27 protein-coding genes are annotated in these 26,282 nt (G+C 37.4%); 11 read left to right on the top strand and 16 right to left on the bottom strand.

What is annotated here, in order from left to right; genetic code table 11:
• The first annotated feature begins 15 nt into the window (after positions 1-15).
• Positions 16-1,488 carry an IMP dehydrogenase gene (gene guaB, locus BUA16_RS02195; protein WP_072762996.1) on the top strand — a complete coding sequence of 491 codons (1,473 nt, stop codon included), beginning with the start codon at positions 16-18 and terminating at the stop codon, positions 1,486-1,488.
• Between the two features lie 170 nt (positions 1,489-1,658).
• Here the strand turns inward: guaB and BUA16_RS02190 are convergent, their stop codons facing one another.
• Both BUA16_RS02190 and lysA read right to left on the bottom strand, forming a co-directional pair.
• A complete protein-coding gene (locus BUA16_RS02190) occupies positions 1,659-2,162 on the bottom strand; it encodes a thioredoxin family protein (protein ID WP_245795507.1) in 504 nt (167 codons plus the stop codon).
• 93 nt (positions 2,163-2,255) lie between these two features.
• Entirely contained in the window at positions 2,256-3,497 is a 1,242-nt protein-coding gene (gene lysA, locus BUA16_RS02185; protein ID WP_072762994.1) for a diaminopimelate decarboxylase, read from the bottom strand.
• A gap of 171 nt (positions 3,498-3,668) precedes the next feature.
• On the opposite strand from lysA, the gene BUA16_RS02180 reads away from it, so the two are divergent.
• From BUA16_RS02180 to BUA16_RS02165, 4 genes are all read left to right on the top strand, one after another.
• Complete coding sequence (locus BUA16_RS02180) at positions 3,669-4,295, top strand: LON peptidase substrate-binding domain-containing protein (protein ID WP_245795503.1); 627 nt, start codon at positions 3,669-3,671, stop codon at positions 4,293-4,295.
• Between the two features lie 77 nt (positions 4,296-4,372).
• Complete coding sequence (gene sucC, locus BUA16_RS02175) at positions 4,373-5,566, top strand: ADP-forming succinate--CoA ligase subunit beta (protein WP_072762992.1); 1,194 nt, start codon at positions 4,373-4,375, stop codon at positions 5,564-5,566.
• 349 nt (positions 5,567-5,915) lie between these two features.
• On the top strand, positions 5,916-6,251 hold the full coding sequence (locus BUA16_RS02170; protein ID WP_072762991.1) for a hypothetical protein: 336 nt from the start codon (positions 5,916-5,918) through the stop codon (positions 6,249-6,251).
• Positions 6,252-6,364: 113 nt separating this feature from the next.
• On the top strand, positions 6,365-6,703 hold the full coding sequence (locus tag BUA16_RS02165) for a hypothetical protein (protein WP_072762990.1): 339 nt from the start codon (positions 6,365-6,367) through the stop codon (positions 6,701-6,703).
• Positions 6,704-6,741: 38 nt separating this feature from the next.
• Here BUA16_RS02165 and BUA16_RS02160 read toward each other — a convergent pair whose 3' ends face one another.
• Entirely contained in the window at positions 6,742-7,110 is a 369-nt protein-coding gene (locus BUA16_RS02160; protein ID WP_072762989.1) for a DUF1456 family protein, read from the bottom strand.
• Positions 7,111-7,222: 112 nt separating this feature from the next.
• On the opposite strand from BUA16_RS02160, the gene BUA16_RS02155 reads away from it, so the two are divergent.
• Positions 7,223-7,624 (top strand): hypothetical protein, encoded by a 402-nt coding sequence (locus tag BUA16_RS02155; RefSeq protein ID WP_072762988.1) that lies wholly within the window; start codon positions 7,223-7,225, stop codon positions 7,622-7,624.
• 132 nt (positions 7,625-7,756) lie between these two features.
• Complete coding sequence (locus BUA16_RS02150) at positions 7,757-8,182, top strand: Hsp20 family protein (RefSeq protein ID WP_072762987.1); 426 nt, start codon at positions 7,757-7,759, stop codon at positions 8,180-8,182.
• Positions 8,183-8,286: 104 nt separating this feature from the next.
• Here the strand turns inward: BUA16_RS02150 and uvrB are convergent, their stop codons facing one another.
• The 3 genes from uvrB to BUA16_RS02135 form a co-directional block, all read right to left on the bottom strand.
• Complete coding sequence (uvrB, locus tag BUA16_RS02145) at positions 8,287-10,275, bottom strand: excinuclease ABC subunit UvrB (protein WP_072762986.1); 1,989 nt, start codon at positions 10,273-10,275, stop codon at positions 8,287-8,289.
• Between the two features lie 255 nt (positions 10,276-10,530).
• Positions 10,531-11,364 (bottom strand): ABC transporter permease, encoded by an 834-nt coding sequence (locus BUA16_RS02140; RefSeq protein ID WP_072762985.1) that lies wholly within the window; start codon positions 11,362-11,364, stop codon positions 10,531-10,533.
• A 14-nt stretch (positions 11,365-11,378) separates the two neighbouring features.
• A complete protein-coding gene (locus tag BUA16_RS02135; RefSeq protein ID WP_072763081.1) occupies positions 11,379-12,293 on the bottom strand; it encodes an ABC transporter ATP-binding protein in 915 nt (304 codons plus the stop codon).
• Between the two features lie 643 nt (positions 12,294-12,936).
• Here BUA16_RS02135 and BUA16_RS02130 point away from each other — a divergent pair.
• Positions 12,937-14,019 carry a hypothetical protein gene (locus tag BUA16_RS02130; protein ID WP_072762984.1) on the top strand — a complete coding sequence of 361 codons (1,083 nt, stop codon included), beginning with the start codon at positions 12,937-12,939 and terminating at the stop codon, positions 14,017-14,019.
• Positions 14,020-14,076: 57 nt separating this feature from the next.
• Here BUA16_RS02130 and BUA16_RS02125 read toward each other — a convergent pair whose 3' ends face one another.
• The 7 genes from BUA16_RS02125 to BUA16_RS02095 all read right to left on the bottom strand — a co-directional run bounded on the left by BUA16_RS02125 (position 14,077) and on the right by BUA16_RS02095 (position 20,869).
• Positions 14,077-15,135: a nucleoid-associated protein gene (locus BUA16_RS02125; RefSeq protein WP_072762983.1), complete on the bottom strand. Its 1,059-nt coding sequence runs from the start codon at positions 15,133-15,135 to the stop codon at positions 14,077-14,079.
• Between the two features lie 95 nt (positions 15,136-15,230).
• Positions 15,231-15,728 (bottom strand): IS1096 element passenger TnpR family protein, encoded by a 498-nt coding sequence (locus tag BUA16_RS02120; RefSeq protein ID WP_072762982.1) that lies wholly within the window; start codon positions 15,726-15,728, stop codon positions 15,231-15,233.
• A gap of 26 nt (positions 15,729-15,754) precedes the next feature.
• A complete protein-coding gene (locus BUA16_RS02115; RefSeq protein WP_072762981.1) occupies positions 15,755-16,789 on the bottom strand; it encodes a COX15/CtaA family protein in 1,035 nt (344 codons plus the stop codon).
• 266 nt (positions 16,790-17,055) lie between these two features.
• Positions 17,056-18,477, bottom strand: a complete 1,422-nt coding sequence (locus BUA16_RS02110) for a CCA tRNA nucleotidyltransferase (protein WP_394333065.1) — start codon at positions 18,475-18,477, stop codon at positions 17,056-17,058.
• A gap of 5 nt (positions 18,478-18,482) precedes the next feature.
• Positions 18,483-19,052 (bottom strand): L-threonylcarbamoyladenylate synthase, encoded by a 570-nt coding sequence (locus BUA16_RS02105; protein WP_072762979.1) that lies wholly within the window; start codon positions 19,050-19,052, stop codon positions 18,483-18,485.
• A 242-nt stretch (positions 19,053-19,294) separates the two neighbouring features.
• Positions 19,295-20,101 carry a glycosyltransferase family 2 protein gene (locus BUA16_RS02100; protein ID WP_072762978.1) on the bottom strand — a complete coding sequence of 269 codons (807 nt, stop codon included), beginning with the start codon at positions 20,099-20,101 and terminating at the stop codon, positions 19,295-19,297.
• Positions 20,102-20,869, bottom strand: a complete 768-nt coding sequence (locus BUA16_RS02095; RefSeq protein WP_262482951.1) for a glycosyltransferase family 32 protein — start codon at positions 20,867-20,869, stop codon at positions 20,102-20,104.
• A 79-nt stretch (positions 20,870-20,948) separates the two neighbouring features.
• On the opposite strand from BUA16_RS02095, the gene BUA16_RS02090 reads away from it, so the two are divergent.
• Positions 20,949-21,704, top strand: coding sequence for a glycosyltransferase family 2 protein (locus BUA16_RS02090; protein WP_072762976.1), 756 nt, complete (start codon positions 20,949-20,951; stop codon positions 21,702-21,704).
• Between the two features lie 2 nt (positions 21,705-21,706).
• On the opposite strand, the gene BUA16_RS02085 is transcribed toward BUA16_RS02090, so the two are convergent.
• The 3 genes from BUA16_RS02085 to BUA16_RS02075 form a co-directional block, all read right to left on the bottom strand.
• On the bottom strand, positions 21,707-22,465 hold the full coding sequence (locus BUA16_RS02085) for a glycosyltransferase family 2 protein (protein WP_245795502.1): 759 nt from the start codon (positions 22,463-22,465) through the stop codon (positions 21,707-21,709).
• Between the two features lie 416 nt (positions 22,466-22,881).
• Positions 22,882-23,676 carry a glycosyltransferase family 2 protein gene (locus tag BUA16_RS02080; RefSeq protein ID WP_072763079.1) on the bottom strand — a complete coding sequence of 265 codons (795 nt, stop codon included), beginning with the start codon at positions 23,674-23,676 and terminating at the stop codon, positions 22,882-22,884.
• A gap of 644 nt (positions 23,677-24,320) precedes the next feature.
• The gene (locus tag BUA16_RS02075) at positions 24,321-25,136 is read right to left on the bottom strand and encodes a 2,3,4,5-tetrahydropyridine-2,6-dicarboxylate N-succinyltransferase (protein ID WP_072762975.1); all 816 of its coding nucleotides are present in this window, start codon (positions 25,134-25,136) and stop codon (positions 24,321-24,323) included.
• Between the two features lie 102 nt (positions 25,137-25,238).
• On the opposite strand from BUA16_RS02075, the gene ruvX reads away from it, so the two are divergent.
• Together ruvX and def are read left to right on the top strand one after the other, a co-directional pair.
• Positions 25,239-25,649 carry a Holliday junction resolvase RuvX gene (ruvX, locus tag BUA16_RS02070; protein WP_072762974.1) on the top strand — a complete coding sequence of 137 codons (411 nt, stop codon included), beginning with the start codon at positions 25,239-25,241 and terminating at the stop codon, positions 25,647-25,649.
• 2 nt (positions 25,650-25,651) lie between these two features.
• Positions 25,652-26,242, top strand: coding sequence for a peptide deformylase (def, locus tag BUA16_RS02065; RefSeq protein WP_072762973.1), 591 nt, complete (start codon positions 25,652-25,654; stop codon positions 26,240-26,242).
• Positions 26,243-26,282 lie beyond the last annotated feature (40 nt).

The raw sequence follows: 26,282 nt of genomic DNA, 5'->3' as shown, positions 1-26,282 counted from the left end.
TAATCTCTAATTGCTATGCAAGCTCACCTAAATAAAATTGTTGGCGAAGGTCTAACGTACGATGACGTACTTTTAGTTCCAGCATTCTCAGAAGTACTTCCAAGAGAAGTAAACATACAAGCCAAGTTTACCCGTAATATTACTATCAACGTTCCTATAGTTTCGGCTGCCATGGATACCGTTACCGAATCTCGTATGGCAATTGCCATTGCTAGAGAAGGTGGTATTGGTGTTTTACATAAAAACATGACCATTGAGCAGCAAGCTTTAAAGGTGCGTAGGGTAAAACGTGCAGAAAGTGGTATGATCTTGGATCCGATAACCTTACCGCTAGATGCGAAGGTTCGCGATGCCAAATCAAACATGAAAGAACATAGCATAGGGGGTATTCCTATCGTTGATGCCGAGGGTAAATTGGTTGGTATAGTTACCAACAGGGATTTGCGCTTCGAAAAGAACAACGATCGCTCTATTTCCGATGTTATGACTACAAAAAATCTTGTGACTGTTAGTGAGGGGACTTCCCTGGAGCAGGCAGAAGATATTCTACAGTTTAACAAAATTGAAAAGCTTCCTGTTGTAGATAAGGACTATAAACTAGTTGGACTTATCACCTTTCGCGACATTACTAAGTTAACTCAAAAACCTATTGCCAATAAGGATCAATTTGGAAGGTTACGTGTAGCTGCTGCTTTAGGTGTTACTGCTGATGCAGTAGATCGTGCAGAGGCTTTAGTAAATGCCGGAGTAGATGCTGTGGTGATCGATACAGCTCACGGACATACCAGAGGAGTAGTAACGGTATTGAAAAACGTAAAAGCTAAGTTTCCCGATTTAGATGTAATCGTTGGAAACATTGCTACTGGAGAAGCTGCCAAATATTTGGTAGAAGCTGGTGCCGATGCGGTAAAAGTAGGTATTGGACCTGGGTCTATATGTACGACTCGTGTGGTTGCCGGTGTTGGTTTTCCTCAGTTTTCAGCTGTATTGGAAGTTGCTGCTGCTATAAAAGGCAGTGGAGTGCCAGTAATTGCCGATGGTGGAATCCGATATACTGGAGATATTCCTAAGGCCCTCGCCGCAGGAGCAGATACAGTCATGCTTGGGTCATTATTGGCGGGGACCAAGGAATCGCCAGGAGAAACCATTATCTATGAAGGACGTAAATTTAAATCCTATCGTGGAATGGGCTCTGTAGAGGCCATGAAGCAGGGTAGTAAAGATCGTTACTTCCAAGATGTGGAAGATGATATTAAAAAGTTGGTGCCAGAAGGTATCGTTGGTCGTGTACCTTATAAAGGAGATATGTACGAGAGTATTCACCAATTTATTGGAGGTTTACGTGCCGGAATGGGATATTGTGGTGCCAAGGATATCGCTACTTTACAGGAAACCGGGAAATTTGTAAAAATTACTTCAAGTGGAATCAACGAAAGTCACCCACATGATGTGACCATAACCAAAGAATCTCCTAACTATAGTAGATAGTAACGGGTCCATTTTAATAATATGGTTAAAATGAAGCTGTAGGTATAATCACTTAGGAAAAGGGTGATAAGGAATCATCTTTTTTCTAGTCATTAAATAAATGACATAAAAAAAACTCCAAACTACATTTTAATAGTTTGGAGTTTTTTTATCTCTTTAAGGAAGTAGTTTTACTTTCTTTCGTTATCGTAGGTTTGCCAATCTTTTTCTTTGTGGATGTTATCCCCGAAATATTTGGCTATTTTTAAAAACGGTTCTGGTTTTTGATATCCTGGAACCGGCGATAACATATTCATTTTTTCATCTAAGAAGATCGTTGTAGGGTAGCTCATCCTTCCTTGCATCAATGCTGCTGCAAATTCGTGGTATCCATTTCTGCCCGATGCTATAAATTTAAAGGTCTTGCCCTTAAATTCTATAGGGTCTTTGCCTTCACCGTCGAGCTTGACCATATAATAGGTTTTGGACATGTATGCGGCAACTTCAGGGTTTTGAAAAGTATCTTTGTCCATTTTTTTACACCATCCACACCAGTCGGTATAGATGTCTATAAAAATTTTCTTCGGATTTTTTTCAGTTTCCGCCAGTTTTACAGCTTCCTCCCAACTGATCCATTTTACTTCTTGGGCATTGCTAGTACCTATGGATAGGATGGCCATACCCAAGAAAAACATAGCTTTTATAACAGACCTAATGGCGATTTTCATAAACTTTAGTTTTGACTTATGTTGATTAACGACCTCAAAACTAACGAAAATTTAGCGGCTTTATTTCGCTGTTACGTTTTCTTTAACAGGGAGGAATAGATCCTTTGTGTCTACTTGGTTTTTGATCAGGTCTTCAAAAGTCTCTCTCTCACGAATTAAAATAGCTTTTCCTTCGTGCCATAGTACTTCGGCGGGTCTAAATCTGGAGTTGTAATTACTGGCCATGGTAAAGCAGTAAGCTCCCGCATTTTTAAAGCAAAGGATGTCTCCCTCCGAAATTTCAGAAATTCTTCTGTTGCTGGCAAAGGTGTCTGTCTCGCAGATATAACCTACTACTGAATAGTAACGCTCACGCCCTTTAGGGTTAGAGATGTTTTCAATAGTGTGGGAGGCCCCATAGAGCATTGGTCTGATTAAATGATTGAATCCTGAGTCTATACTAGCAAATACGGTAGAAGTAGTTTGTTTTACGACATTTACCTTGGCCAAGAAAAATCCGGCTTCACTAACTAGGAACTTCCCGGGCTCAAATGCTAGGGTCAATTCTCTTCCGTACTCTTTGCAGAAGTCGTTGAAACGAGTACTTAGTTTTTTTCCTAGTTCCTCAATATTGGTTTCTATGTCCCCCTCTTTGTAAGGAACTTTAAAGCCACTTCCGAAATCAATAAAATCTAGGTTTTCGAAATTTTTAGCGGTTTCAAAAAGAATTTCCGATGCGTAAAGAAAAACATCAATATCTAGAATATCACTGCCTGTATGCATGTGGATTCCGTTGACATTCATATTTGTAAGCTTAACGATGCGCAACAAATGTGGGATTTGATGAATGCTTATGCCGAATTTTGAATCGATGTGACCTACCGAAATATTAGAATTCCCGCCAGCCATTACGTGGGGGTTAATACGGATACATACCGGGATATTTGGATGTTTGCTTCCGAATTGCTCTAAAATAGATAGGTTGTCAATGTTGATGCGAACTCCTAATTTGGCAGCTTCTTCAATCTCTTCCAAAGAAACACCGTTGGGCGTAAAGATGATAGAACTAGGTTTGAATCCTGCCATAAGGCCTAACTGTACCTCCTGGATAGAAACAGTATCCAGACCGCTGCCCAAACTGTTCATTAATTTTAAAATAGTGATATTGGAAAGGGCCTTGGTAGCGTAATTTAATTGTAATTTCTTTACGCCCTTGAAGGCCTTGGTCAATCGCTGAAATTGAGATATTATTTTCTCAGAATCATATACATAAACCGGATCACCATAGGTTTTCGCTATTTTTAATAAGTCAGTTTGTTGCATCTTACTTTAAATTTTAAGCAAAGCTAGTTTACTTCAATAAGTTGAGCAAAAAATTATGATAAAAATAAATTTATGTAACAAAATGTTTTTTTTGTAACAAATTATAACAAAAAAAAATCCTTCCATTTTTGAAGTTGTCGTAACTTTAAGAAAAAAGTAATGTTGTTACCTATGTTACCGCTTCAATCCGTGTTCTTTCCTAAGGAGTTAGTTGCTTTGCATATTTTTGAAGAACGATATAAGCAATTAATCAACGACGTGCGTAAAAATGCCATGCCCTTTGGTGTTCCTGTGTTCATAGACGGGAGAATTTCCTATGGAACAGCATTTAATCTAAAGGAAATAGTAAAAACCTATAAAGGGGGGGAGATGGATATCATTTGTCGTGTGGGTCAAGTTTTCAAAATCTTAAGTTTTGAAAACCAGATGAGCGATAAATTATATGGCGGGGGGACGGTTGAGTTTTTGAATAATATTGATGATAGTGTTTTGTCGTTAAAAGAAGAGGTGTATCGGCTTATTAAAGAGCTGTATAAGTTAATGGGGGTATCCCTTAGTGGAAAGCCAATGGCAGATTTCAATAGTTATACATTTATCCATAAGATTGGCTTGTCATTGGATCAGGAATACATGCTATTACAAATGGTATTCGAAACTGAACGGCTATTGTATATAAAAGACCATCTATATTCTACGATTCAGGTGCTTAAGGAAGTTAATAGGGCTAAGAAGATTATAAAAATGAATGGTCATTTTCGCTATTTTGACCCTATAGATTTTAATAATTTCAATATATAATGTACACTGCGGTTTTTTATTAGGGTAAATCCCTTGGGTTTCCTATTTTTGCTTCTGAACAAAAAGAAACCTTACTTATGAATCTTCATGAATATCAAGGAAAAGAAATTTTAGCGAGCTTTGGGGTGCGTATCCAACGCGGAATTGTAGCGCACAATACCAAGGAAGCTGTAGAAGCTGCCAAACAGTTAACCGAGGAAACTGGTACTGGATGGCACGTAATAAAGGCTCAGGTGCACGCTGGTGGACGTGGAAAAGGTGGCGGGGTCAAACTTGCCAAGAATCTAAGGGAAGTAGAAGAAATTGCAGGAAGCATTATCGGGATGAACTTAATTACTCCTCAAACTTCTGCAGAGGGAAAGAAAGTACACCAAGTATTGGTGGCCGAAGATGTGTACTATCCTGGTGACAGTGAAACTAGTGAATTCTATATCTCTGTTCTTTTAAACAGGGCTAGCGGAAGAAATATGGTGATGTATTCTACCGAAGGGGGAATGGATATTGAAGATGTTGCGGAAAATACGCCTCACTTAATATTTACGGAAGAAATTAATCCAGCTACAGGTTTGTTGCCTTTTCAAGCAAGAAAAATTGCTTTTAACCTTGGACTTTCTGGGGTAGCATTTAAGGAGATGACCAAGTTTGTGTCAAATCTTTACAAGGCTTATGTCGAAAGTGATGCCAATATGTTTGAAATTAACCCTGTTCTTAAGACATCAGATGATAAAATCATGGCTGTTGATGCCAAGGTTTCTATCGATGATAACGCTTTGTACAGAAGAAAGCAATATGCTGAAATGCGCGATTTACGTGAAGAAAACGCCATTGAAGTTGAGGCTAGAGCGGTTGGATTGAATTACGTAGATTTGGATGGTAATGTTGGATGTATGGTAAACGGCGCCGGATTGGCAATGGCAACCATGGATTTAATTAAAATGGCCGGAGGTGAACCTGCGAATTTCTTGGATGTTGGTGGTACGGCCGATGCTAAGAGGGTAGAGGAAGCCTTTAGGATTATTTTGAAGGACGACAACGTAAAGTGTATCCTGATCAATATCTTTGGAGGTATAGTTAGATGTGATAGAGTTGCGCAAGGAGTAGTAGATGCCTATAAAAATATGGGAGATGCTATAAAAGTGCCAATTATTGTTCGTTTACAAGGGACCAATGCAGAGCTAGCTAAAGATATTATAGATAATTCTGGTTTAGCAGTGCATTCTGCGGTTCAGTTCCAAGAAGCTGCCGACAAAGTAAAAGAGGTGTTGGCATAGTTCGTTAACCCACTACATAATAGTTTATAAAAAATGGCAATGTTTTCATAACATTGCCATTTTTTGTTTTATTCATACGAAGGGTTGGTTTGGTTTTTGGATGTGTAAAGCAATGGTGTTTACGTTTTATTATTTATATTTTTTTTGTCTTTTCGTTGATATATTTTGAGGCTGCTTTTAATAAATAAATTTCTTGTGGATGTTTCCTAATTGTTATTGGTTTTAAGTGTTCGTTAAGTCTGTTTTTCAGCTTGTTAAGTAAGGTTTTTTGATATTACATTTGTCCTGTCTCCTAAGATAAATATAGAGAAGGGGAGCTAAAAGTAAAGTCAATTTAAATCGATAAACCATGAAAAAGATCAGTGTTTTTTTACTTCTTGCCTTGTTTTTTGCCGTAAGCAACGTGGAAGCCAACGACCTATTAAAGCCTCATCCCAAAAAGGAGCTGAGCGATAAGATCAGTGAATTATTACAAGATCATCAATTAGCGATCCAGGGCGAGAGTGTATCGGCCAAGGTGCTTTTTACCTTTAACAAAGAACAAGAGGTAGTAGTGTTGTCTGTATCAACCAATTACGAGCCTGTGGAGGCGTTTTTGAAAGACCGCTTAAATTATAGAAAGATTGATGCTTTCAAAGACATGGGGAGTCAGTTTTACACTGTAAATGTGAGATTAGTTCCTTAACAATCGATTTTCAGTATAAAACATTAATTAATATATCAAAAGTTGTAACATTTTTTGTGAACAGCAGTCTTTTAAATATATCAATCAATTCATCAATCAAAAAACAAAACATCATGAAAAAAATTAGTTTAGTAGTAGCGGCAGCAATGTTATTATCCTTTGGAAATTCATTTGCAATCGAAAAAGAGAACAAAAATCCTGCTAAAAGTTTATCAGAGCAAATTGGTCAACTTTTGGAAGGGAACAATATTAGGGTCAATCATGGGGAAGACCTATTCGCCACAGTGTATTTTACTATCAATAATGAAATGGAGTTAGTGGTGCTTTCTGTGGCCACCGAAGAGGAAGGACTCGATGCTTTTTTGAAAAGCCGCTTAAATTACAATAAGGTATCGGCAGAGGGATATGAAGAAGGAAAGACGTATAAAATTCCTGTGCGCTTAAAGAGCTAAGGAGGGAATCCTTGAAAGAATAAATCCTGAAGCTAAGCTCAGGATTTTTTTTTGTTTTTGTATTTCACCGGACTAATATCTTTGTCCATGTTGCTCTTCTGTTTGCTCTTAAAGGATGGTCTGCGAGTTGGCTTTTCAGCTATATCTTTTTTTGGTTTTGGTAAAGTGAGGTTTACATCCTTAGGTTTTTCTTTGGTTCCTCGATAATGAATAACGAGTCCATTTAAGAAATTACGTAAGATCTGATCTCCACATTCCATATAGTTGGGGTGGTCGTCTTTTCTGAAAAAAGCGCCAATTTCACTCTTGGTAATATTAAAATCAACCAATTTTAAAATATCTACAATTTCATCATCTCTTAGTTTTAAGGCTACCCTTAACTTTTTTAGAACATCATTATTGGTCATACTGAAATTTTTTTGCAAGGTATTACAAAATTAGCTTCGATAAGGCTTCTTTCGTGTTGTTTTACGAATAAAGAAAGCTTTTTAATGTAACTTAGTGTTAAACTGCTAATTTATGAGTACGTACAAGGAGAAGTTGAGCATTCTTTCTGAAATGATTTCTTTCGCTAGGGTAAATAATAAAATTAAAAAGTCGGAGTACGATTTTTTACTGGGAGTAGCCAATCAATTAGAGGTCGATCACAAAACCTTTGATTCTCTATTTCATAGAAAGGTAGAAAAAATGACTCTTAAGCTAGAGAGTGATCGGATTCTTCAATTTCACCGTCTTGTCTTGTTGATGAACGTGGATAGAGAACAAAGTGAACAAGAAATAGAACGGCTTCATAATATAGGTCTTCGATTGGGTTTGCCGCCGGCCGCCATTGATCAGGTTTTAAAAGTTATGTATAATTATCCCGATATGGTGGTGCCGCCAGAAGTATTGATCAATATTTTTAAAACCTATTATAATTAAGTTATTTTAGAAAATGTCATTATGGCATGATTTTGGATTGAAAACAAGACAAAATGACGCTTAAAATGAGCTGGTATAACATTTGACTATATGTTGGAAAGAAACAATAAGTTTAATTAAAATATATAGATCATGAGTTTAGTAAAAAGAAATAATGTGTTGTTCCCTGCCTTTGTAAATGAAATTTTAAAACCAGACTGGCTTGGCGGTATAGAGACTGAGAACCGGTATCTTCCTGCCGTCAATGTCAAAGAAACGGAGGGGGCGTTTGGCTTGGAGTTATTGGTGCCTGGAAGAAAGAAAGAAGATTTTAAAATAGAAATCGATAATGAACTGTTGACCGTATCCTCGGAAATCGCCAAAGAGAGCAACGAAAACGAGGAGAAGTATACCAGGCGAGAATTTTCTTTTTCCTCCTTTAAGCGGGTGTTTACGTTGCCTGAATCCGTAGATGCAGCAAAAATTAAGGTTACCTACGAAGAAGGAATATTAAAGTTTGTATTGCCTAAAAAGGAAGAGGCAAAACCAAAGCCTAAACGATTGATAGAAATCGCTTAATAGGAAGTTTGATGATTACTTGTTTAGTTAGTTATAAAAGCGTCTTACAGTATTAGGGCGCTTTTTTAATGTATTTAAATAGGTGTAAGCAGTTAGGAGGTAAGCTATTGCTGTTCTTGTAGTGCTTTTATTTCATCCCGGATTTTGGCCGCTTGCATAAAATCCAGTTCCTTGGCGGCTTTCTCCATGGCCTTTCTTTTTGTTCTGATCATTTTTTCTTTTTCATCCGCGCTTAGGTATTTCATATCTGGTTCGGCGGCTTTAATGCTTTCCTTTTCAAAGTGGTAGGTAGAAACCGAATTCTTGGCCAATACGCTGTCCATACTTTTGTTTAAGGCAGTCGGGGTAATGTTGTTCACGGTGTTGTAATGGATCTGTTTTTCGCGTCTATAGGTAGTTTCATCAATGGTTTTCTTCATGCTGTTGGTAATCTTGTCAGCATACATGATAGCCTTGCCATTTAGGTGTCTTGCAGCACGACCCACGGTCTGCGTTAAGGACCTGGCGCTTCTTAAAAAACCTTCCTTGTCCGCGTCTAAAATGGCTACCAAGGAAACTTCGGGTAAATCCAAGCCTTCGCGTAGCAGGTTTACACCAATAAGAACATCAAAGATTCCTTTTCGCAAGTCTTGCATGATTTCAACCCGTTCCAAGGTGTCTACATCACTGTGTATATAGCGACACCTAATATTGATCCTCGTTAAATATTTTGCGAGTTCCTCTGCCATACGCTTGGTTAAGGTTGTCACTAGGCTACGTTCATCTTTTTCTACCCGTTGTTGTATTTCCTCAATTAAATCATCGATCTGATTTAGGCTGGGGCGTACTTCAATAACAGGATCCAAAAGTCCGGTTGGCCTAATTAGCTGCTCAACATATACTCCCTGGCTTAATTCCAGTTCGTAGTCCGCCGGGGTTGCACTCACATAAATTACCTGATTTTGAAGGGCTTCAAATTCCTCAAATTTCAAGGGGCGGTTATCCATGGCTGCTGGGAGCCTAAAACCATAGTCTACTAAGTTTTCTTTCCTAGAGCGATCGCCTCCGTACATGGCATGAACCTGGGGAATGGTAACGTGACTTTCATCTACTACCATTAAATAGTCATCAGGGAAATAATCCAACAAACAGAAAGGTCTGGTGCCCGGTTCCCTACCGTCTAGGTAGCGCGAGTAATTCTCGATCCCAGAACAATAGCCGAGTTCCCGTATCATTTCTAAATCAAAATTGGTGCGCTCTTCCAGACGTTTTGCTTCCAAAGGTTTGCCGATCTGTTTAAAATAAGCCACCTGCTTTACCATATCCTCCTGGATCTGATGAATGGCATTTTGCAAAATGTCGGGAGAGGTTACGAACATATTGGCCGGATAAATGTTGACCTGTTCGTATTTTTCCAAGGTTTTGTTTTTGTAGGGATCAAAAGCTTCTATTTCCTCAATTTCATCCCCGAAAAAGTGAACTCTAAAAGCATGGTCGGCATAGCTTGGAAAAACATCGACCACATCGCCTTTTACCCTGAAATTCCCATTCTTAAAATCTGCCGTGGTCCTAGAGTATAGACTTTGTACTAATTGGTGTAAAAATTTAGTCCTAGGAATAACTTGATCCTTGTGGATATGGACAACATTTTTCTGAAATTCCACCGGGTTTCCTATACCGTACAGACAAGAAACTGAAGCTACGACCAATATATCCCTTCTCCCCGAAAGTAGGGCGGAGGTGGCGCTTAACCTTAGTTTTTCTAAATCTTCATTGATGGATAAATCTTTTTCTATATAGGTGCCGCTGGCGGGAATATAGGCTTCTGGTTGGTAATAGTCATAGTAAGAAACAAAGTATTCCACCGCATTATCCGGGAAAAACTGTTTAAATTCTGAATATAACTGGGCCGCCAAGGTTTTGTTATGTGCTAAAACCAAGGTAGGACGCTGAACGCTTTCTACCACATTGGCCACGGTAAAAGTCTTACCGGATCCCGTGACACCTAAAAGCGTTTGGTAACGTTCGTTGCTTTCTAAGCCTTCTTTCAATTGTTTAATGGCAGAAGGTTGATCCCCAGTGGGTTTGAATTCTGAAACGACTTTAAATTTCATCCCTCAAAAGTACTAAATCATAGGGTATTAGTCCGTCGGTTTTAAGACAAATTCTTTCCTTTAACACGCTTTTATCACATAAGTCATTGCTATTTATGAGTTAGTTGTGTTTTAGGAAAACCAAGATTTCAAAAGTTGGGTTTTGGAATGCTTAGAAAGATAATAAGGCTGTATCACCTATGAGTTGCCAAACTCTCAATCGCTTCTAGTTGTAAAAACTAAGCCCTTTATCATATAATATCAAGGATATAGAAATTATAAATCGCGTCTTTTTAAAAGCGCATAGGATAAATAAATAAAAATACCTGTCCAGCTCCCCACGATCAGCAATTCGGAAAAATGAACAGCATAATCCTTGTTCATTACTTCTCCTACCTGTGCTACCATGCTTTTTACTGCTTTAAACCTAGAAATAGGCTCCTTTATAAGGTTACTCATAGATTCTAGGGGCAAAAATCTCATGATGTTTTCCGAGGCTTCTTTTCCGACCAACCACCAGACCAAAAATCGAATGGCAATATTTTCCATGATAAACCAAAGAATTAAAAAACCTAGGGCAAAGGCAGAACGTTTTACCAAAACCCCTAAGAACAGACAGAACGAAAAGAAGCCTATTAGTTTTACGAAATAAGCCAATAAGTATTCCAGATCTGAAAAAATGATGCTTATTTCTGTAAAATCAGAATAACATAATCCTAAAACAAGCGAGAGTATAAAAACAAATAGGGTCGATATAAGGGAAAAAGAAAATACGGTTAAAAACTTAGAGGCAATAAATTCCTTTTTGCTTAGCCCGTCGATCAAGTTTTGTTTTAAAGTTTTATGACTGTATTCATTGGCCATCATAGAGACAATAACAATGGCAAAAAAGAGCTTAAGGCCACTGGCAATCCAAGTATTTAGATGCCATATATAAGGGAAATTGAAAACTCCCTGATCGGCAACATGAAATTCGATGGGTCCAATATCAAACTTAATGGCGGCAATCAGGGCCATACATAGAATGAGGGCAAAGTAGGATATAATAAGAAGCTTACCGGCTGTGTTGTTCCATAATTTTATAAATTCTATCTGTAATAATCGAAACATAAAGCAAGCTGTTTTTAAATCTTATTGATGGTTGTGGGGGTGTTGGTCAGTGTCAGGAACTGTTCTTCTAAACTTTCTTTTCGTTTTACCAAATGAGAAAGCACTATCCCTTTTTCAAATAAATATTGGTTAAGGGTCAAAGCGTCGAGCTCTTCCTTTAAAAATGCAGTAATAAGGCCGTTTTCTTGGTTTATTTTTCCAAAACTGGCGTGGTTGTTTAAAAGGGTCACCAGCGCATTGAGGTCAGCGGTCTTTAGTTCAAAGAAACCATGAGTGGCCAACATATCTTCTACTTTTCCTGAATACAGTTTTTCTCCTTTTCTAAGAATGATGACATGACTGCAAACTTTTTCGACTTCGTCCAATAAATGTGAGGCCAACAGAATAGTAGTGCCAGAGGATGCTACCTTTTTTATGATTTCTCGTATTTGATGGATTCCTTGAGGGTCTAAGCCATTGGTAGGTTCGTCCAAAATTAATATTTCAGGGTCGTTCAATAGGGCAGAGGCGATGGCCAACCGTTGTTTCATTCCTAAGGAAAAGGTGCTGAACTTAGTGTTTCTTCGCTCTTGGAGTCCAACTAGGGCCAGCTTTTCTTCTATTTTATCCTGGCCTACATCTTTTATTTTGCACACCAATTTTAGGTTTTGCAAAGCCGTCATATACGGGTAAAAATTAGGACGTTCAATAATGGCTCCTACTTTTTTTAAAGCATTATGAGTCGAGGTTGTTCCGCCAAACCAGGAGAAATCACCGCTTGTTTGGTTAACTACATTCAGGATTATACCCAAGGTGGTAGATTTTCCGCTCCCGTTAGGACCTAAAATGCCATAAACATTTCCCTTTTCTATGCTAAAGGAGAGATCTTTTACGGCGGCAAGAAAGCCAAATTTTTTGGTGAGGTTGTTGACAGTTAATATCGATTCCAAAATGGGTTTATTTTTCAGTTCTTCGTGCCTACTTGACGAGTAACTTCTTGTTTTGTTACAATATAGTATAATAATAATAATAATAATAATAATCTTTTTTCTTCCATGGGCCTCCTTAAAAATAATCATCCGGATGGGAATTACATTCTATAGTTTTCCAAGTGGGATAAGTAGGATCGTTAGGTGCTGTTTTCGGAAACTGAAAAAACGCCATTATAAGTCCTAGACAACTAAATGTTGTGAAGGGAATTGTTGTTGTTAAGCGTTTATCAACACCTTGTCCGCTATTTCTCGGGACTAACGGCTAATAAGGCCTTTGTTAAAGGTGTAGCGCGATAAATATAAAAGTACAACGAAAAATACGGCCAACACTATTAAAATAATAGTCGAATTAGGGTAAAATATAATATCCTTCCTCAAACCGCTTCGGAAGATTCCCTTAGAGGGAGGTGACTAGATTTTTAAGAAGTTCCGATCTGATAAAAATATTTTGCAGCAATAGACGGCCACAGGGATATTTTACTGGGAGTTTTCAGGCTTTGGGTGTACAGAATTGCTTTTTGCCAGTGGAGCATAAAAAAACAAGTCTTAAAATCGAATTTCTTGGTTTCAAAGTTTTAAATTGTATCCAAATACCAAAAATATGTCTGAAGAAAGATTAATGTCCAAGAAAAAGCCGGCATATCCTATTAGTAAAAAATTGGATGCTTATTTAGAGCATTACAGTCGAAAAATAGAAATCCCTATTTTTTATGAAGATCTCTTACGGTTTTCGGGTTCCATCGTAGTATATGATTCCAATGATGAAGATACGCTTTGGGTTCGTGTTTATTACAATGAATATGAGCGAGTCGAAATAGATTTAAGTTTAAAAAGAGTGTATTCTATTCTTCATTCGGATGGTGGAGAAAGTATTTTTCCCTTTCTGAACGTAGATGCCGTTGATTACTGCACCTTTGGGAATTCTAAACCCTTTAGGATTAAGGTCAGGAATATTCTAAATGATAACTTCACCTACTTTTATGTGAAAAGAACAGATGCCTCTAGGGTTTACGGGCTAGAATTAGAGCATATGCTGTCTCCTTATAATCTTAACTTTTTGGTATATAAGGATACGCTCATAGAAGAACATATTGCGGGGATTCCCGGGGATGTTTTTATAAAGGATTTTTTGCCCAAATGTTCCGAATCCGAAAAATCCCAATTGGCAAAAGAATTTGTAAAGTTCAATGAACGTTGTATGATTCGATTGTTGGGAGATATGAGGTCTTATAATTATGTCATTGTACCTACTCACGATTTCGACCATGTAGTGTATAAAATTAGGGCCATAGATTTTGACCAACAATGTTTCGAAGGGAAACTAAAGGTATATAGACCACAGTTTTTTAAGGAAAACTACCGAATGGTTATGTTGGTGAAAGAAAAGTTGCAACGCGATTCTGTAGATCAATACAAGATAGAGGAGCGTTCTATTGTGGCTAAAAGAATTTTGAGTTCTGGTAATAGAATTAAGAGGTTGATTTCTATCAGTAAAACAGATTATATATCTACAGATGAGAATATAGCTGCTTTGGCGCATCACATCCATGACCTGACCGGAGATATAGATTTTAAAAAGTGTAAATCGATGGGCGATGTCCTCGGCTTAGCGCTCGATTTTGTGAAGAGAAATTATCAGGATGTAAGTATGAAGCAAATTATAGAAAACAAGATCAAAATTTGAAACCAAAAAGCAACGACCAGTTATATTGTTACTGCTCGTTGCTTTTAGGTCCCTGTCTTAATTTTTTTCTTCCTTGTTGAAATAAAGAAGGTAATAGTACATTTGTCGTTCTTCGTCCCAACCTTTTTCTACGAACTTTTCGGCAGATTCAGGGTTGATGAAGTCTAGTTTAATCGTGATATTGGTATCCAGATTAATGACGTTCTTCATTTTCTTTCGGGCGTCGGAAACGGCCTTGTTGGCAATATCGAAATTAGAAACATCCTCGATACTGTATTTAGGGCCTTTTTCTACCTTGTAGTGTTTGAATTCCGGAATGAGCTCAGGGTTTTCCATGACCTCATTTAAAAATTCGGACTCTTCAAAGGTGTCATTTTTTGCAAAGTGATTCACTGCCCTGTTCATGAACAATACTTCTTGTTGTTTGTCCTCGGCAGGCAATACCACGTCTTTGGCAAAACTCTGACACATTTTTAGATAATTTTTTGTTTTAAAATTATCATCGGCCAAAGGTTCTGCGCCCAAGAAGTTTTCCAACCAATATTTGGCATCGTATCGGTTACTGTCAACAGAGAGTATTTTATAGCCCTCCTCTTTATCGGTGTTAAAGATAAGACAGCCCTTGTCTAATTTATTAATGTTAATTCCCTGCTGTACTAAAATGTCAAGGCTATTTCCTTTTTCTTGGAATTGAAGGAAGTCGTGTTTAAGCTCGCTTTTAAATACTCCAACGGCATTTACCTTTACATTGTCTAGCATCAGATCTGTAAGGTAGGCTATATACACTTCGCCGCTTTTAATGTGTGGGTGATTGGACTGATCAAAAAGCAGGTTTGCTATTTTCTTTGAATTCTCGTGTAAGGAGTTTGGGTTTTCAAAAATAGCCGTAACTATTTTAAACATTTCATTAAAGGTTACATCAACCTCATTGTCAAATTTAAAATAGTTTTCTTCTTTTTCCCTAAAAGGCTTAAAAAAGTATTCCTTTAAAAGGCCAGTGGTTTCATCATTTAAGGAAAATGGTTCTTCGGAAAGAAAAACTCCTTCACCCTTATTTTTATTCCCCACCCTATGGAGGGAAATAGTTTCAATTTGAGTAGGATATAAATTGATCATTTTGGTATGTTAAATCGTTAACTGATGAGTGTGGACTAAGACCTTTGTAAAACCGGTGTATGTAGTCCCGAACAATTTTTAGCGTTCAAATTGGTTTAGTTCCAATTCTCGTCAAAACCCATGTCTTCGTAATTGTCTAGGGTATGATCTAAATCGAAGTCTGTTTCTTCTGCTTTAAATGATTTTTCTGGAGGGAATTCTGGTACCTCTCCAAAACTAAATAGGGTATTAGGGTAAGAACGTCCATCTTCTTTTTCAGTAATATCTGCTAATTCTACAAAGAAGGTCCACATGCTTAAAAAGTCATAAACATAGATAAGTTTAGGGGTATTCTGCGTTAAGACATCTGTCAAAATAGTTTCGTTCATTAAACGCACATCGGTACCACTCTCACTTAAATCAAACAGTGTAATCTCCTCGTCCTGTACCCACTCTTCATCGCAAGTGTAAAAAGAAGCCATTTCATTCCCTAGAAAACCAAATGCCTGAGTGATAGCATTATGGAAGTCTTCCATAGTATTATGGTCTTCTATTTCAATATCTCTAAAGATATCTTCCTTCGCATCAAGGATAATCCTTATTTTATATATCATTCGATCCTTTATTTTGTGGTGCAAAGTTACAAAGTTTTCACGGTATTGGAAGAATTTATAGCTTCCAATACCAAATAGAATTGAACACCAAAGAGAAGCGCCGCTAGGACTAGGTGCAGTGCCTGTGTGCTGAACGGGAAATCAAAATAGTACATGCTCATTCCGGTAATTATTTCGAGGAATAACAAAATCAATACCCAGTTAATCTTCTTGAAGTCGAGGTTGTTTGTATAAATTCTATAGGCTAAAAAGACATTTAGCAAAACGATCGCAATCGACAGGGATCGGTGAATATAAAAGGAAATGGTGGGATTGGCGAGCCATAGATGGCTGGCATCATCTCCTACAATGGCACTTTGCTCGTCTATGAACTGTCTTACCTGTGTTCCAAAAACTACTTGGATTAGGGTTAGTGCCAGTGCGGTAATAAGTAAAAACCTTATAGGGGTATTTGTCTTGATTGTTTTTACGGAAGGTTTGCTAATATGAATCACATAAAGGATAAGGGCTACAATGACCAAGGCCATGACCATATGAACCGTTATTTTTGCAGGAGCCAAAACCGAAAATACGACTGTCGCTCCTAGCCACGCTTGGAATCCCATAGCAAATACAACTAGCCATGAAATAATGGTAATGGATTTTTGTTTCTTCCAAAAGCTCAGTGCGGCGATAGCCATCACCAAGGTGCCCAGACCGGCCAATGCACCAAAAAGCCTATTGATAAATTCGGTCCAAGTATGCAAGGGGTTAAATACGGCATAATCGTGTTTGGTGTAGGGAGTCCAGTTTTCTGGCTCGTAACTCGTACCGGTAATAAAATCTTTTCGTGCTACTTGCAATGATTCGTTTACGATAATTACCTGGCCTTTTTTAAAATCCCTGTTGGCATCCCATTGAAGTTCGGAAATATCCGTGGGAGGAATGTAATAGCCAAAACACTTAGGCCAATCAGGACATCCCATACCACTGCCAGTCATTCTTACCACTGCTCCTGCTACAATGACCAAGTATACAAGGATCAAAGATATTTTAGCGATTTTTGTAAAATTTTTATGCATTTGTTTCAAGTAAAAAGATGTTGCGAAATTACCATTCTTTTGTTGAATAATCTCTTTTGTCCAGATCAAATTCTTTAGGCAGTTGAAATGAGTATGACGAGAAACTGTTGGCAAATGTGAATTTAGCTATGCGAATTACACAGGACCTTAAAAAAACAATAAACACCTGTATATTAAAACACAAAAGAGAAGGAAGGCCTTCTCTTTTATAGGATGGGACTCTCTAAACAGCATAGGCCGATTAGGGAGGTGTCATGTTGATTGTTTTATTTGGACGAAAGCCCTAACTCTTTACCTTTTTGTAACATAAAGAGGTGTGCTGCTTCATATTCGTTCGGAATGTCTCCTTCGAGAATTGCTTCCTTGATCGCATCTTTGATAATTCCGATTTCCTTGGAAGGCTTTAGGTTAAAAGTACTCATGATTTCCTCGCCACTCACAGGGGGTTGAAAATTTCTTACATGATCGCGTTCTTCAACCTCTACTATTTTTTGGCGAACTATAAGGAAATTGTTTTTATATTTTTTCTGTCTTTTCGGATTTTTTGTGGTGATATCGGCCTCACATAAGGTCATTAGGTCCTCGACGTGCTCCCCGGCATCAAAAACCAACCTTCTTACCGCAGAGTCTGTAATGTATTTTTGGGATAACACTATAGGTCTAGAGCTCATAAGTACCATTTTTTGGACAAATTTCATCTTGTCATTAAGCGGTAATCGCAAGCGTTTAAACAGTTTGTACACCATTTTAGCGCCCAAAAACTCATGTCCGTGGAAGGTCCATCCAACTTTTTTGTCGAACCTTTTGGTCGGGGCTTTGCCGATATCGTGTAATAAGGCGGCCCATCGAAGCCATAGGTTATCCGTATTTTCAGCAATATTATCGACTACTTCCAAAGTATGCCAAAAATTATCCTTGTGACTTTGACCTTCAATTTCTTCAATTCCTTCCAATGCAACCAATTCGGGCATGATATAGGATAATAGCCCGGTAGTGTGAAGCAGTGAAAAGCCTACAGATGGCTTTGGACTGGATAGAATCTTATTTAATTCGTCAACAATACGTTCGTTGGAGATAATTTTAATCCTGTCCTTATTGTCGGCGATCGCCTGAAGGGAGCTTGGGTGAATGATAAAGTTTAACTGAGTGGCAAATCTTATCGCCCGCATCATTCTCAATGGATCATCGGAATAGGTGATGCCTGGCTCTAAGGGGGTGCGTATTATTTGCTTGGAAAGGTCCGAAAGGCCATCGAAGGGGTCTAGTAAAGTGCCGTAGTCGTTTTTGTTAAGGGAGATAGCCAACGCATTGATGGTAAAATCACGGCGTTTTTGGTCATCGTCCAAACTTCCGTTTTCAACGACAGGTTTTCTACTGTCGCGGTGGTAACTTTCTTTTCGTGCACCAACAAACTCAATTTCAATTTCATGGTACCTGATCATAGCGGTCCCAAAATTCTTAAAAACCGATACTTCGGAACTCCCAGGTAAATTTTTAGCCACTTTTTTAGCCAGTTCAATCCCGCTGCCGATAGCGACAATATCAATATCTTTGGGCGTACCTCTTTGTAATAAATAATCCCGGACAAAACCTCCAATCACATAAGCATCTACAGAGAGTTCCTGGGCTGCTTTGGAAATAATATCGAAAATGGGGTTCTTTAAGGCTTCTATATGGTTTGTCTGCATCATTCTTATTCTCGGATCACTTTAACGGTTCCATTATTTTTGAGTAAAATAATAGAAGAGGGAGCGCTTTTTTCTTTATCGCGATCCAAATTTACTATATAGTCTACACCTTTTAAAATCTCAGTGGATATTTCTTTATAACTAGTAGGGGTCGGAGCACCGGCCAAATTGGCAGAAGTCGATACAATTGGCTTCTTGAATTTCTGAATCAGCTGCTGGCAAAATTTATCCGTCGCCACTCTAATAGCTAAGGTATTGTCTGCCGCAATCAGATTCTTTGCCACCCCTTTTGGCGACTCGTAGACTATTGTAGTAGGTTTGGAGGCAAGATCGATAATGTCGAAGGCTAAGTCCGGAACCTTGGCTACATGTTGTTCTAACATAAAATCATTGGCCACCAAACATATCATGGTTTTGGTGCTGGCGCGTTGCTTTAAAGCGTATATTTTCTCTACAGCAGCCTCATTGGTAGCATCACAGCCTATTCCCCAAACGGTATCCGTTGGGTATAAAATTAGTCCGCCTTCTTGTAAAACTGTTACTGCGGTGTTTATTTCTTCATGAAAAGTACTCATCATTAGGAATTTTTAAGGGTTCTTTATAGGTTAATCTTATCCTATATATTCTTTATAATTAAAAGTAGCGGTTCCTATAGATTTCTTGCCGTCTATTTATTGGTCCCATTATGTTTTAAGCATATGTTATAATAGTAGCTTAGTGGTAGTATAGAAATTGTATTGTCCTTTCTACTGGATGGATAAAACAGCATATAATCCTTGGTGTATATTTGCTACAAAGATAAGAACGTTTCTATTTATTAGTGTTTAATAATACCGTTTGGAGTCACTATCAGGTTTTTATTTAAAGAGGCTTTGTATAGTTCAATATTCCTGGGCGTATATTCTCTAGATATTTCTTTGTGATATATATGATAGACTATTCCGGAATAAAAAATTTGTTTAGCTTTTTTCTGGCTATTTAACAATCTATTGGTGAGTTCACTGTCTTCTGGACCCCAGCCAATAAAATCTTCAGAATACCCGTTAATAGTTAAGATGTCGTTTTTCCAATAAGCGAGGTTACAACCAAATGCTTGGTGTTGGTTCTGCTCGCTAATGATCTTTAATTTTTTTTTGGCCATTAATGGCAGTTGGAACTGGTATTTAAAATTAAATTTTAAGGCCAATAATTTTACGAATGGATTTCTAAAGTTAAGTCGATCTTTTAGGATTGATTTAGAAAAAGATTCTTTTAGCATCACTCTTCTTCCGCAGACAAAAAAACCTTTTTCTGCATAGGCTATGTGATCTTCAATAAATTTGGAATGCATAATACAATCCCCGTCAATCTGGATGATGTAAGGGGTTGTTGCCCGGGTAATAGCTTTATTTAGAATTATTGTTTTTCGAAACCCTTGGTCCTGCTGCCATAGGTGTAACAGGTTTAAGGATGGATGTTGTTTTTGAAACAGGGCAATGAGCCCTTTTGTTTCCTTTTTAGAACCATCATCTGCAATGATAATCTGCGACGGTTTCACTGACTGGTAAAGAATGCTTTCAAGGACTTTTTTTAAAGCTGATGGCCAATTGTAGGTTGAAATTAAAAGAGTTGCTTTTGGTTTCATTTATTGTATGTAAAAAAAACTTTTCTTGTCAAGAAGGTAATGCAATTTGTCTTTTAGCATTACGGGCGTTTTTTGAAGCTTCCGGTTAAAGCTATCAAGGATATACTTAAAGCCTTTTTTCTTGTTTTTCCAAGAATCTTGCCACCAATGTATACAAATTGTTTCTGGTTTAATACAGTCTTTCGTATACGTTTCTTCCCAGGAAAAAGGATAGAAGTAGGATGTCGGTAAAAGCTTTACCCCATTTAAAAGTTGTTCTTTATAGGTGTCTAGTCCATAATTTTCGATCAGTACTTTTGAAACGATAGGTGGTCCTCCCATAGCGTTAAATTGTAAACGTTGTTTTTTTTCCGTTTCTTTTAAACAGTCCAAAACAAAGCTATTCCCTTTTTCAGATCCTATTACGGCAGAATTAATCGGGTAGATGGAGTCTTCTAGATTGGTCTGAAAACCAACAAAGGCTTTTTCGTTTAATAAGGCTCCGAAATCTTTAAGGATCTCAATATCCGTATCTAAATAAATACCACCTTGAGTGTATATGGAATACAATCTGACATAATCTGTGATAAAGGACCATTTTTTCTGTTTGTACAGTAATTTTAAAAAAGGGAACTTATGAAAAGGGGTGTTGGTTTCATCCCATTTTATAATTTCATATTCTGGTAATTTTTCATGCCAAGAGGCGATACATTTCTGCAGCGTATCATTCATTTTTCCTTGGCCATACCAACAATAGTGTATTTTTTTTGGGATCATGCCTAAAGTAATCTTTTGTTTTTGTTTCTTTGTTTTTCTCAGAAAATATGCCGCAAATATATGTTAATTAGCGGCAAGAACCCGATGAATTATGGCAATAAGTGGATTGGTAATCACATATAACGAGCAAAAAAACATAGGGGATTGTATAGATTCTTTGTTCAGGGTATGTGATGAGGTAATTGTGGTAGATTCAATTAGTCAAGACGCTACGCTTGAAATCGCAAAGCAAAAAGGAGCAAAGGTTTATTTGCAAGAATTTTTAGGGGACGGTAAACAAAGGCTTTTCGGTTTGCAATATTGTGAACATGATTGGATTCTAAATTTGGATGCGGATGAACGATTGGATGAAGATACCTATGCATTTATTGCAAGTGAGGAATATTTAAATATGCCTTACGATGCATACAATTTAAAAATGCGCAATTTTTTGGGCACCAAAGAAATTAATTTCTCTGGTTGGTATCCCGATTATACCTGTAGGTTCTTTAACAAACAAACAGCGACTCTCTCTACAGCCAAAGTACATCAAAGGGTGATTGCTAAGAACATGAAAAATACCAATCTGAATTTATTGCATTACGCTTGGAGTGATTTTTATCATATTATAGCGAAAAAGAATACCTACACAACTTGGCAAGCAGAGGAATTGTTTGAAAAGGGAATTAAGGTGAGGTCTTATGCGCCTTTAACCCATGGCTTTACCTCTTTGTTCAAGTGTTATTTTTTTAAGAAAGGAGTTTTTAACGGTTTGGATGGGTTTACTTTTGCCCTTATCCAAGCATTTTTTTCCTATATGAAGTATGCCAAGCTCATTAAACTCCATAAAAACGAAAAAAGAGCCTAATATTATTTGTTGTTGGAGCGTTCTAATTTTTTTAACTCCTTGTAACGTGCCCAAACACCTAAAGCGTTTAGATAGCAGATGGTAATGCCTTTGGTACCGTCTAAAAAACCTAGTCTTAGAATGTAGTGGTTAAAGAACTTCCAGGTAGGACGAAGATATTGGTGTAAAAGAGTCCATTTTTTTTGCTTGATAAAACTTTCTTGAGCTTTCATTTGCCCATATTTGATCATTTTACCCTTATAATCATTATATTCTTTATAGGAGAAATGAATTAGTTTTTCCTTTAATTTACCTTCGCTACCTTCTACCTCCAGAGTTTCGTGTACAATAAGGCTATCGACAAATTTACACTTGTCTTTTTTGAATAGCCGTTGTATTTTATCGGTTCGCCATCCGCTGAAGTACAGGCGTTTGTTTTTAAACATGAAAATCCGGTAGTTCCAATATGCGTCATGGGTAGAAGGGGAGTTGATCGTTTCGATAATTTCTTGCTGCAACTTCTTAGGAACCACTTCATCGGCATCTAAAAAATAAATCCAATTATTGCTGGCTAAGGATAACGCAAAGGTTTTTTGCTTTGTAAAATCTTCAAAGGAATGTTGAACGGCTTTTATTTTTGGAAGTTGCTGTATGTACTCCCAAGTACCATCAGTACTATAGGAATCTACGATAACAATTTCATCTGCAAAGGATACACTTTTTATACATTCTTCAATGTAACCAATCTCGTTGTAGGTAATTATAACTGCAGATAACTTCAAAATCAAATAAATTTTGGTAAAGATACATTTCAAAAATAAAAAGTCACTTTTAAAAAGAGACTTTATTTTTTATATGTTGTCTCTGGCGGAAAAATGGTGGTAAAATTTCGAATTATTTATAAATTATTCGAAATTTTTACAACTGCAATCACATTTAAGGAGACTGTTATGTTGGATCTAAAATTGCAATTATATCCCCAGAAATTAGCCTAAACCATAGCAGCAGAACAGTAGCGGCTTACCATAGTGAATATGGATAGTGAAAACTATAATTAGGCATGCCCTTATTGGAATATCCCTAATGTATGTTTTTTATATTTGGAGCAATGAGGTAAGAGCTTTATCAGATGTGTATTTCATCAGGAATTCGGAATTCACATCCAGAATAAAATAACGATAAAATGTAAAATAAGCGGTTACCTAATGGAAAGGGGATACGCATGTTGCCGTTTTTTCCATAGGCGTTTAAGCTCCATATATCTTTCACATTCGCCCAGGGCGTTCAAGTAGCATACGACAATCCCTTTTTTGCCATCGAGAAACCCCAGTCTAATAACGTAATTGTGAAAGAATTTCCACATAGGTTTGAAGGTTAAGGCGAAATAGCTGAATTTTTTCTCGTTATGAAAGGCTTCTTTGGCTTTTAAGCGGCCATATTTTAGCACTTTCATTTTGTAGTCAGTGTAGTCTTTATAGCAGTAATGCATTAGATGTTCATGTAATACACCCGAAGACCCGTTTACAACGAGTGTTTCATGTACTATTTTTTTATCGCAAAACCTCACCTTACTCTTTCTAAAGAGCCTATAGTTTTTATCGGTTTGCCATCCGCTAAAATATAAACGGCGGTTTTGGAACATAAATTTTCTGTAGCACCAATAAGCACTATGTTCGGAATCTCTTGTCGCTTTGATTTTAATCTCTTCCTTTAACTGGTCGGTTATTACTTCATCGGCATCCAAAAATATAATCCAGTCATTGGTTGCTTGTTTTAAAGCAAAAGACTTTTGATCCGTATAGTTTACAAAGGGTTTTTGAATGACCGTGACCCTAGGGTGGTCTAAAAGATACTGGTAGGTGCCATCGGTGCTGTAAGAATCTACAACGATTATTTCATCGGCAAAGGAAACGGAATCAAGACATTTTTCAATGTATCCCATTTCGTTATAGGTGATGATCAAGGCGGAAATTCTTTCTGTATTATCTAGCATGACATTGATTATGGTACTACTGTTTAGATAGGGTAAGACGAAATAGTTGCGTAAAAATGGTAGAAATTTATTTCCAGCTTCATTTTCAATATCCGAAAACATTATAAGGAAAGTATCGGTTGTGATATTAGCACTCCTTATAGTGTTAGAAAGCAGCGCTATGGCTTATGAGTGTTGAGGAAAAAAATGATTTCTTATCTTGTAGGGGGCAGTTCACTAAAATAGTATTTGCTTATAGATTTAAGGTGTTTTTTTCTTGAACGAAATAAAATAGGAATGGATTCCTAGAGAATGAATACCATAAATTGCTGGTAATAAAAGGGATTCAAAGAGAAATCTAAAGGTTGTTTCTCCAGTGCTAAGGCGCTTAGTAGGGGAGATTTTATTTTTATTAGGAAGTACTGATCTTTTACCTAGGGAATCGAATAATCAGAACGTTTTACTAATTCTGTATTCCGCCTTAAAGAATACGATATGATCACTGTAGCGGTGGTCGTTACACGCTCTTTGGTGTTCTCATTGATTTAATAATGTCTTGGTTGTTGGGGATGTTCTTTTTTATTAGTTTACAGTGCAAAGTGCTATAAAGAACATCCCCATTATTTTTATTGTACAACCAGTATTTTTATGACGCTAAGGTATCCTTAAACGGCAACGTTGTATTCTCTTAGTGCGTCGTTTAAAGAGGTTTTTTTATCTGTACTTTCTTTTCTAGTACCGATAATCAATGCACAAGGAACCTGAAATTCACCAGCTGGGAATTTTTTGGTATAACTTCCTGGGATTACGACAGATCTTGCCGGTACCACACCTTTTCTTTCGACAGGAGTGTCTCCAGTTACATCAATAATTTTGGTAGAGGCTGTTAATACTACATTGGCACCTAAAACAGCTTCTTTTTCTACTCGTACTCCTTCTACAACAATACACCTAGAACCGATAAAGGCGTTATCTTCGATGATGACAGGCGCTGCTTGTAGGGGCTCTAAAACACCACCAATACCAACACCACCGCTCAAGTGAACGTTTTTTCCAATTTGTGCACAACTACCAACAGTAGCCCATGTATCTACCATAGTACCTTCATCTACGTAAGCACCGATGTTTACATAACTAGGCATTAATATAGTTCCCGCAGAAATATAAGCACCATGTCTGGCAACGGCATTTGGCACTACTCGGATTCCTTTTTCCGCATAGCCTCTTTTTAAAGGCATTTTATCGTGGTATTCAAAGATACCAGCTTCCAAGGTTTCCATTTTTTGGATAGGGAAATAAAGGACTACGGCTTTTTTTACCCATTCGTTTATTTGCCATCCATCTTCTGTTGGTTCGGCACAACGCAATTTACCATTATCAATAAGATCTATAATTTGGCGTATTGCTGATTGTGTATCGTTGTCTTTTAGAAGTTCTCGGTTTTCCCAAGCAGCTTCTATTGTTTTTCTTAATTCCATCATCTTTTAGCTACAAATTTTAGCAAATATAAGGGCTTGCCCGTAATAAACCTTTCCTTTTTACACTTATAACAATTTATCGTTTATTTTTGCAAAAAAAATATTTTGGGAAGGATTGTTGCATTGGATTATGGAAAAGTAAGAACCGGGATTGCGGTTACGGACGAGTTACAGCTAATTGCTTCCGGACTTACTACTGTGGCTACAAAAGACTTGCTTAATTTTCTTAGGACCTATGTCGAAAAAGAAAATGTCGAGAAATTTGTAGTAGGCGAGCCCAAGCAAATGAATAATGAGCCCTCTGAAAGCGAAGCGCTTATAACGCCATTTTTACGGACCCTACATGGCGTTTTTCCTAAAATTCCGGTAGAACGACAAGATGAGCGTTTTACTTCTAAAATGGCCTTCCAAACTATGATAGATAGTGGCCTAAAGAAACAACAACGAAAGAATAAGGCTTTGGTAGATGAGATTAGTGCTACCATTATCCTTCAAGCATATTTAAATAGATATTAAGCATGATATTACCCATTGTAGCTTACGGGGATCCCGTACTTAGAAAAGTAGCAGTAGATATTGATAAGGAGTATCCAGCCTTCGAGACATTATTGGAGAATATGTGGGAAACCATGTATAATGCCAGTGGCGTTGGTTTGGCTGCGCCACAGATAGGGCTTCCAATCCGTTTGTTTTTGGTAGATACTACCCCCTTTTCTGATGACGAGGACCTTACAGAAGAAGAACAAAAAGCCTTAAATGGATTTAAAAAAGTGTTTATCAACGCTTATATAGAAGAAGAAACAGGCGAAGAGTGGGGCTTTAACGAAGGATGTTTAAGTATTCCTGATATTCGGGAAGATGTTTTTCGTAAAGAAACCATTACGATCTCTTACATGGATGAGGAGTTCAATTCCCATAAGGAAACCTATAGTGGCCTTTTGGCAAGGGTTATTCAGCACGAATACGACCATATTGAAGGGATCTTGTTTACCGATAAATTGTCGTCTTTAAAAAAGCGACTGATTAAGAGTAGGCTGGCCAATATTTCCAAAGGAAAAATAAGGGTCGATTATAGGATGCGTTTTCCAAATATGAAAAAAGCGCGTTAAAACAATTTCTTTTATAAACAAAAAGTGCAATATTTGCTTT

Origin of the sequence: Arenibacter nanhaiticus, from assembly GCF_900141935.1 — a bacterium.
In the GTDB taxonomy this organism is placed as follows: domain Bacteria; phylum Bacteroidota; class Bacteroidia; order Flavobacteriales; family Flavobacteriaceae; genus Arenibacter; species Arenibacter nanhaiticus.
Note: the sequence above shows the minus strand (reverse complement) of the source record. Positions and strands in the feature narration are given on the sequence as shown.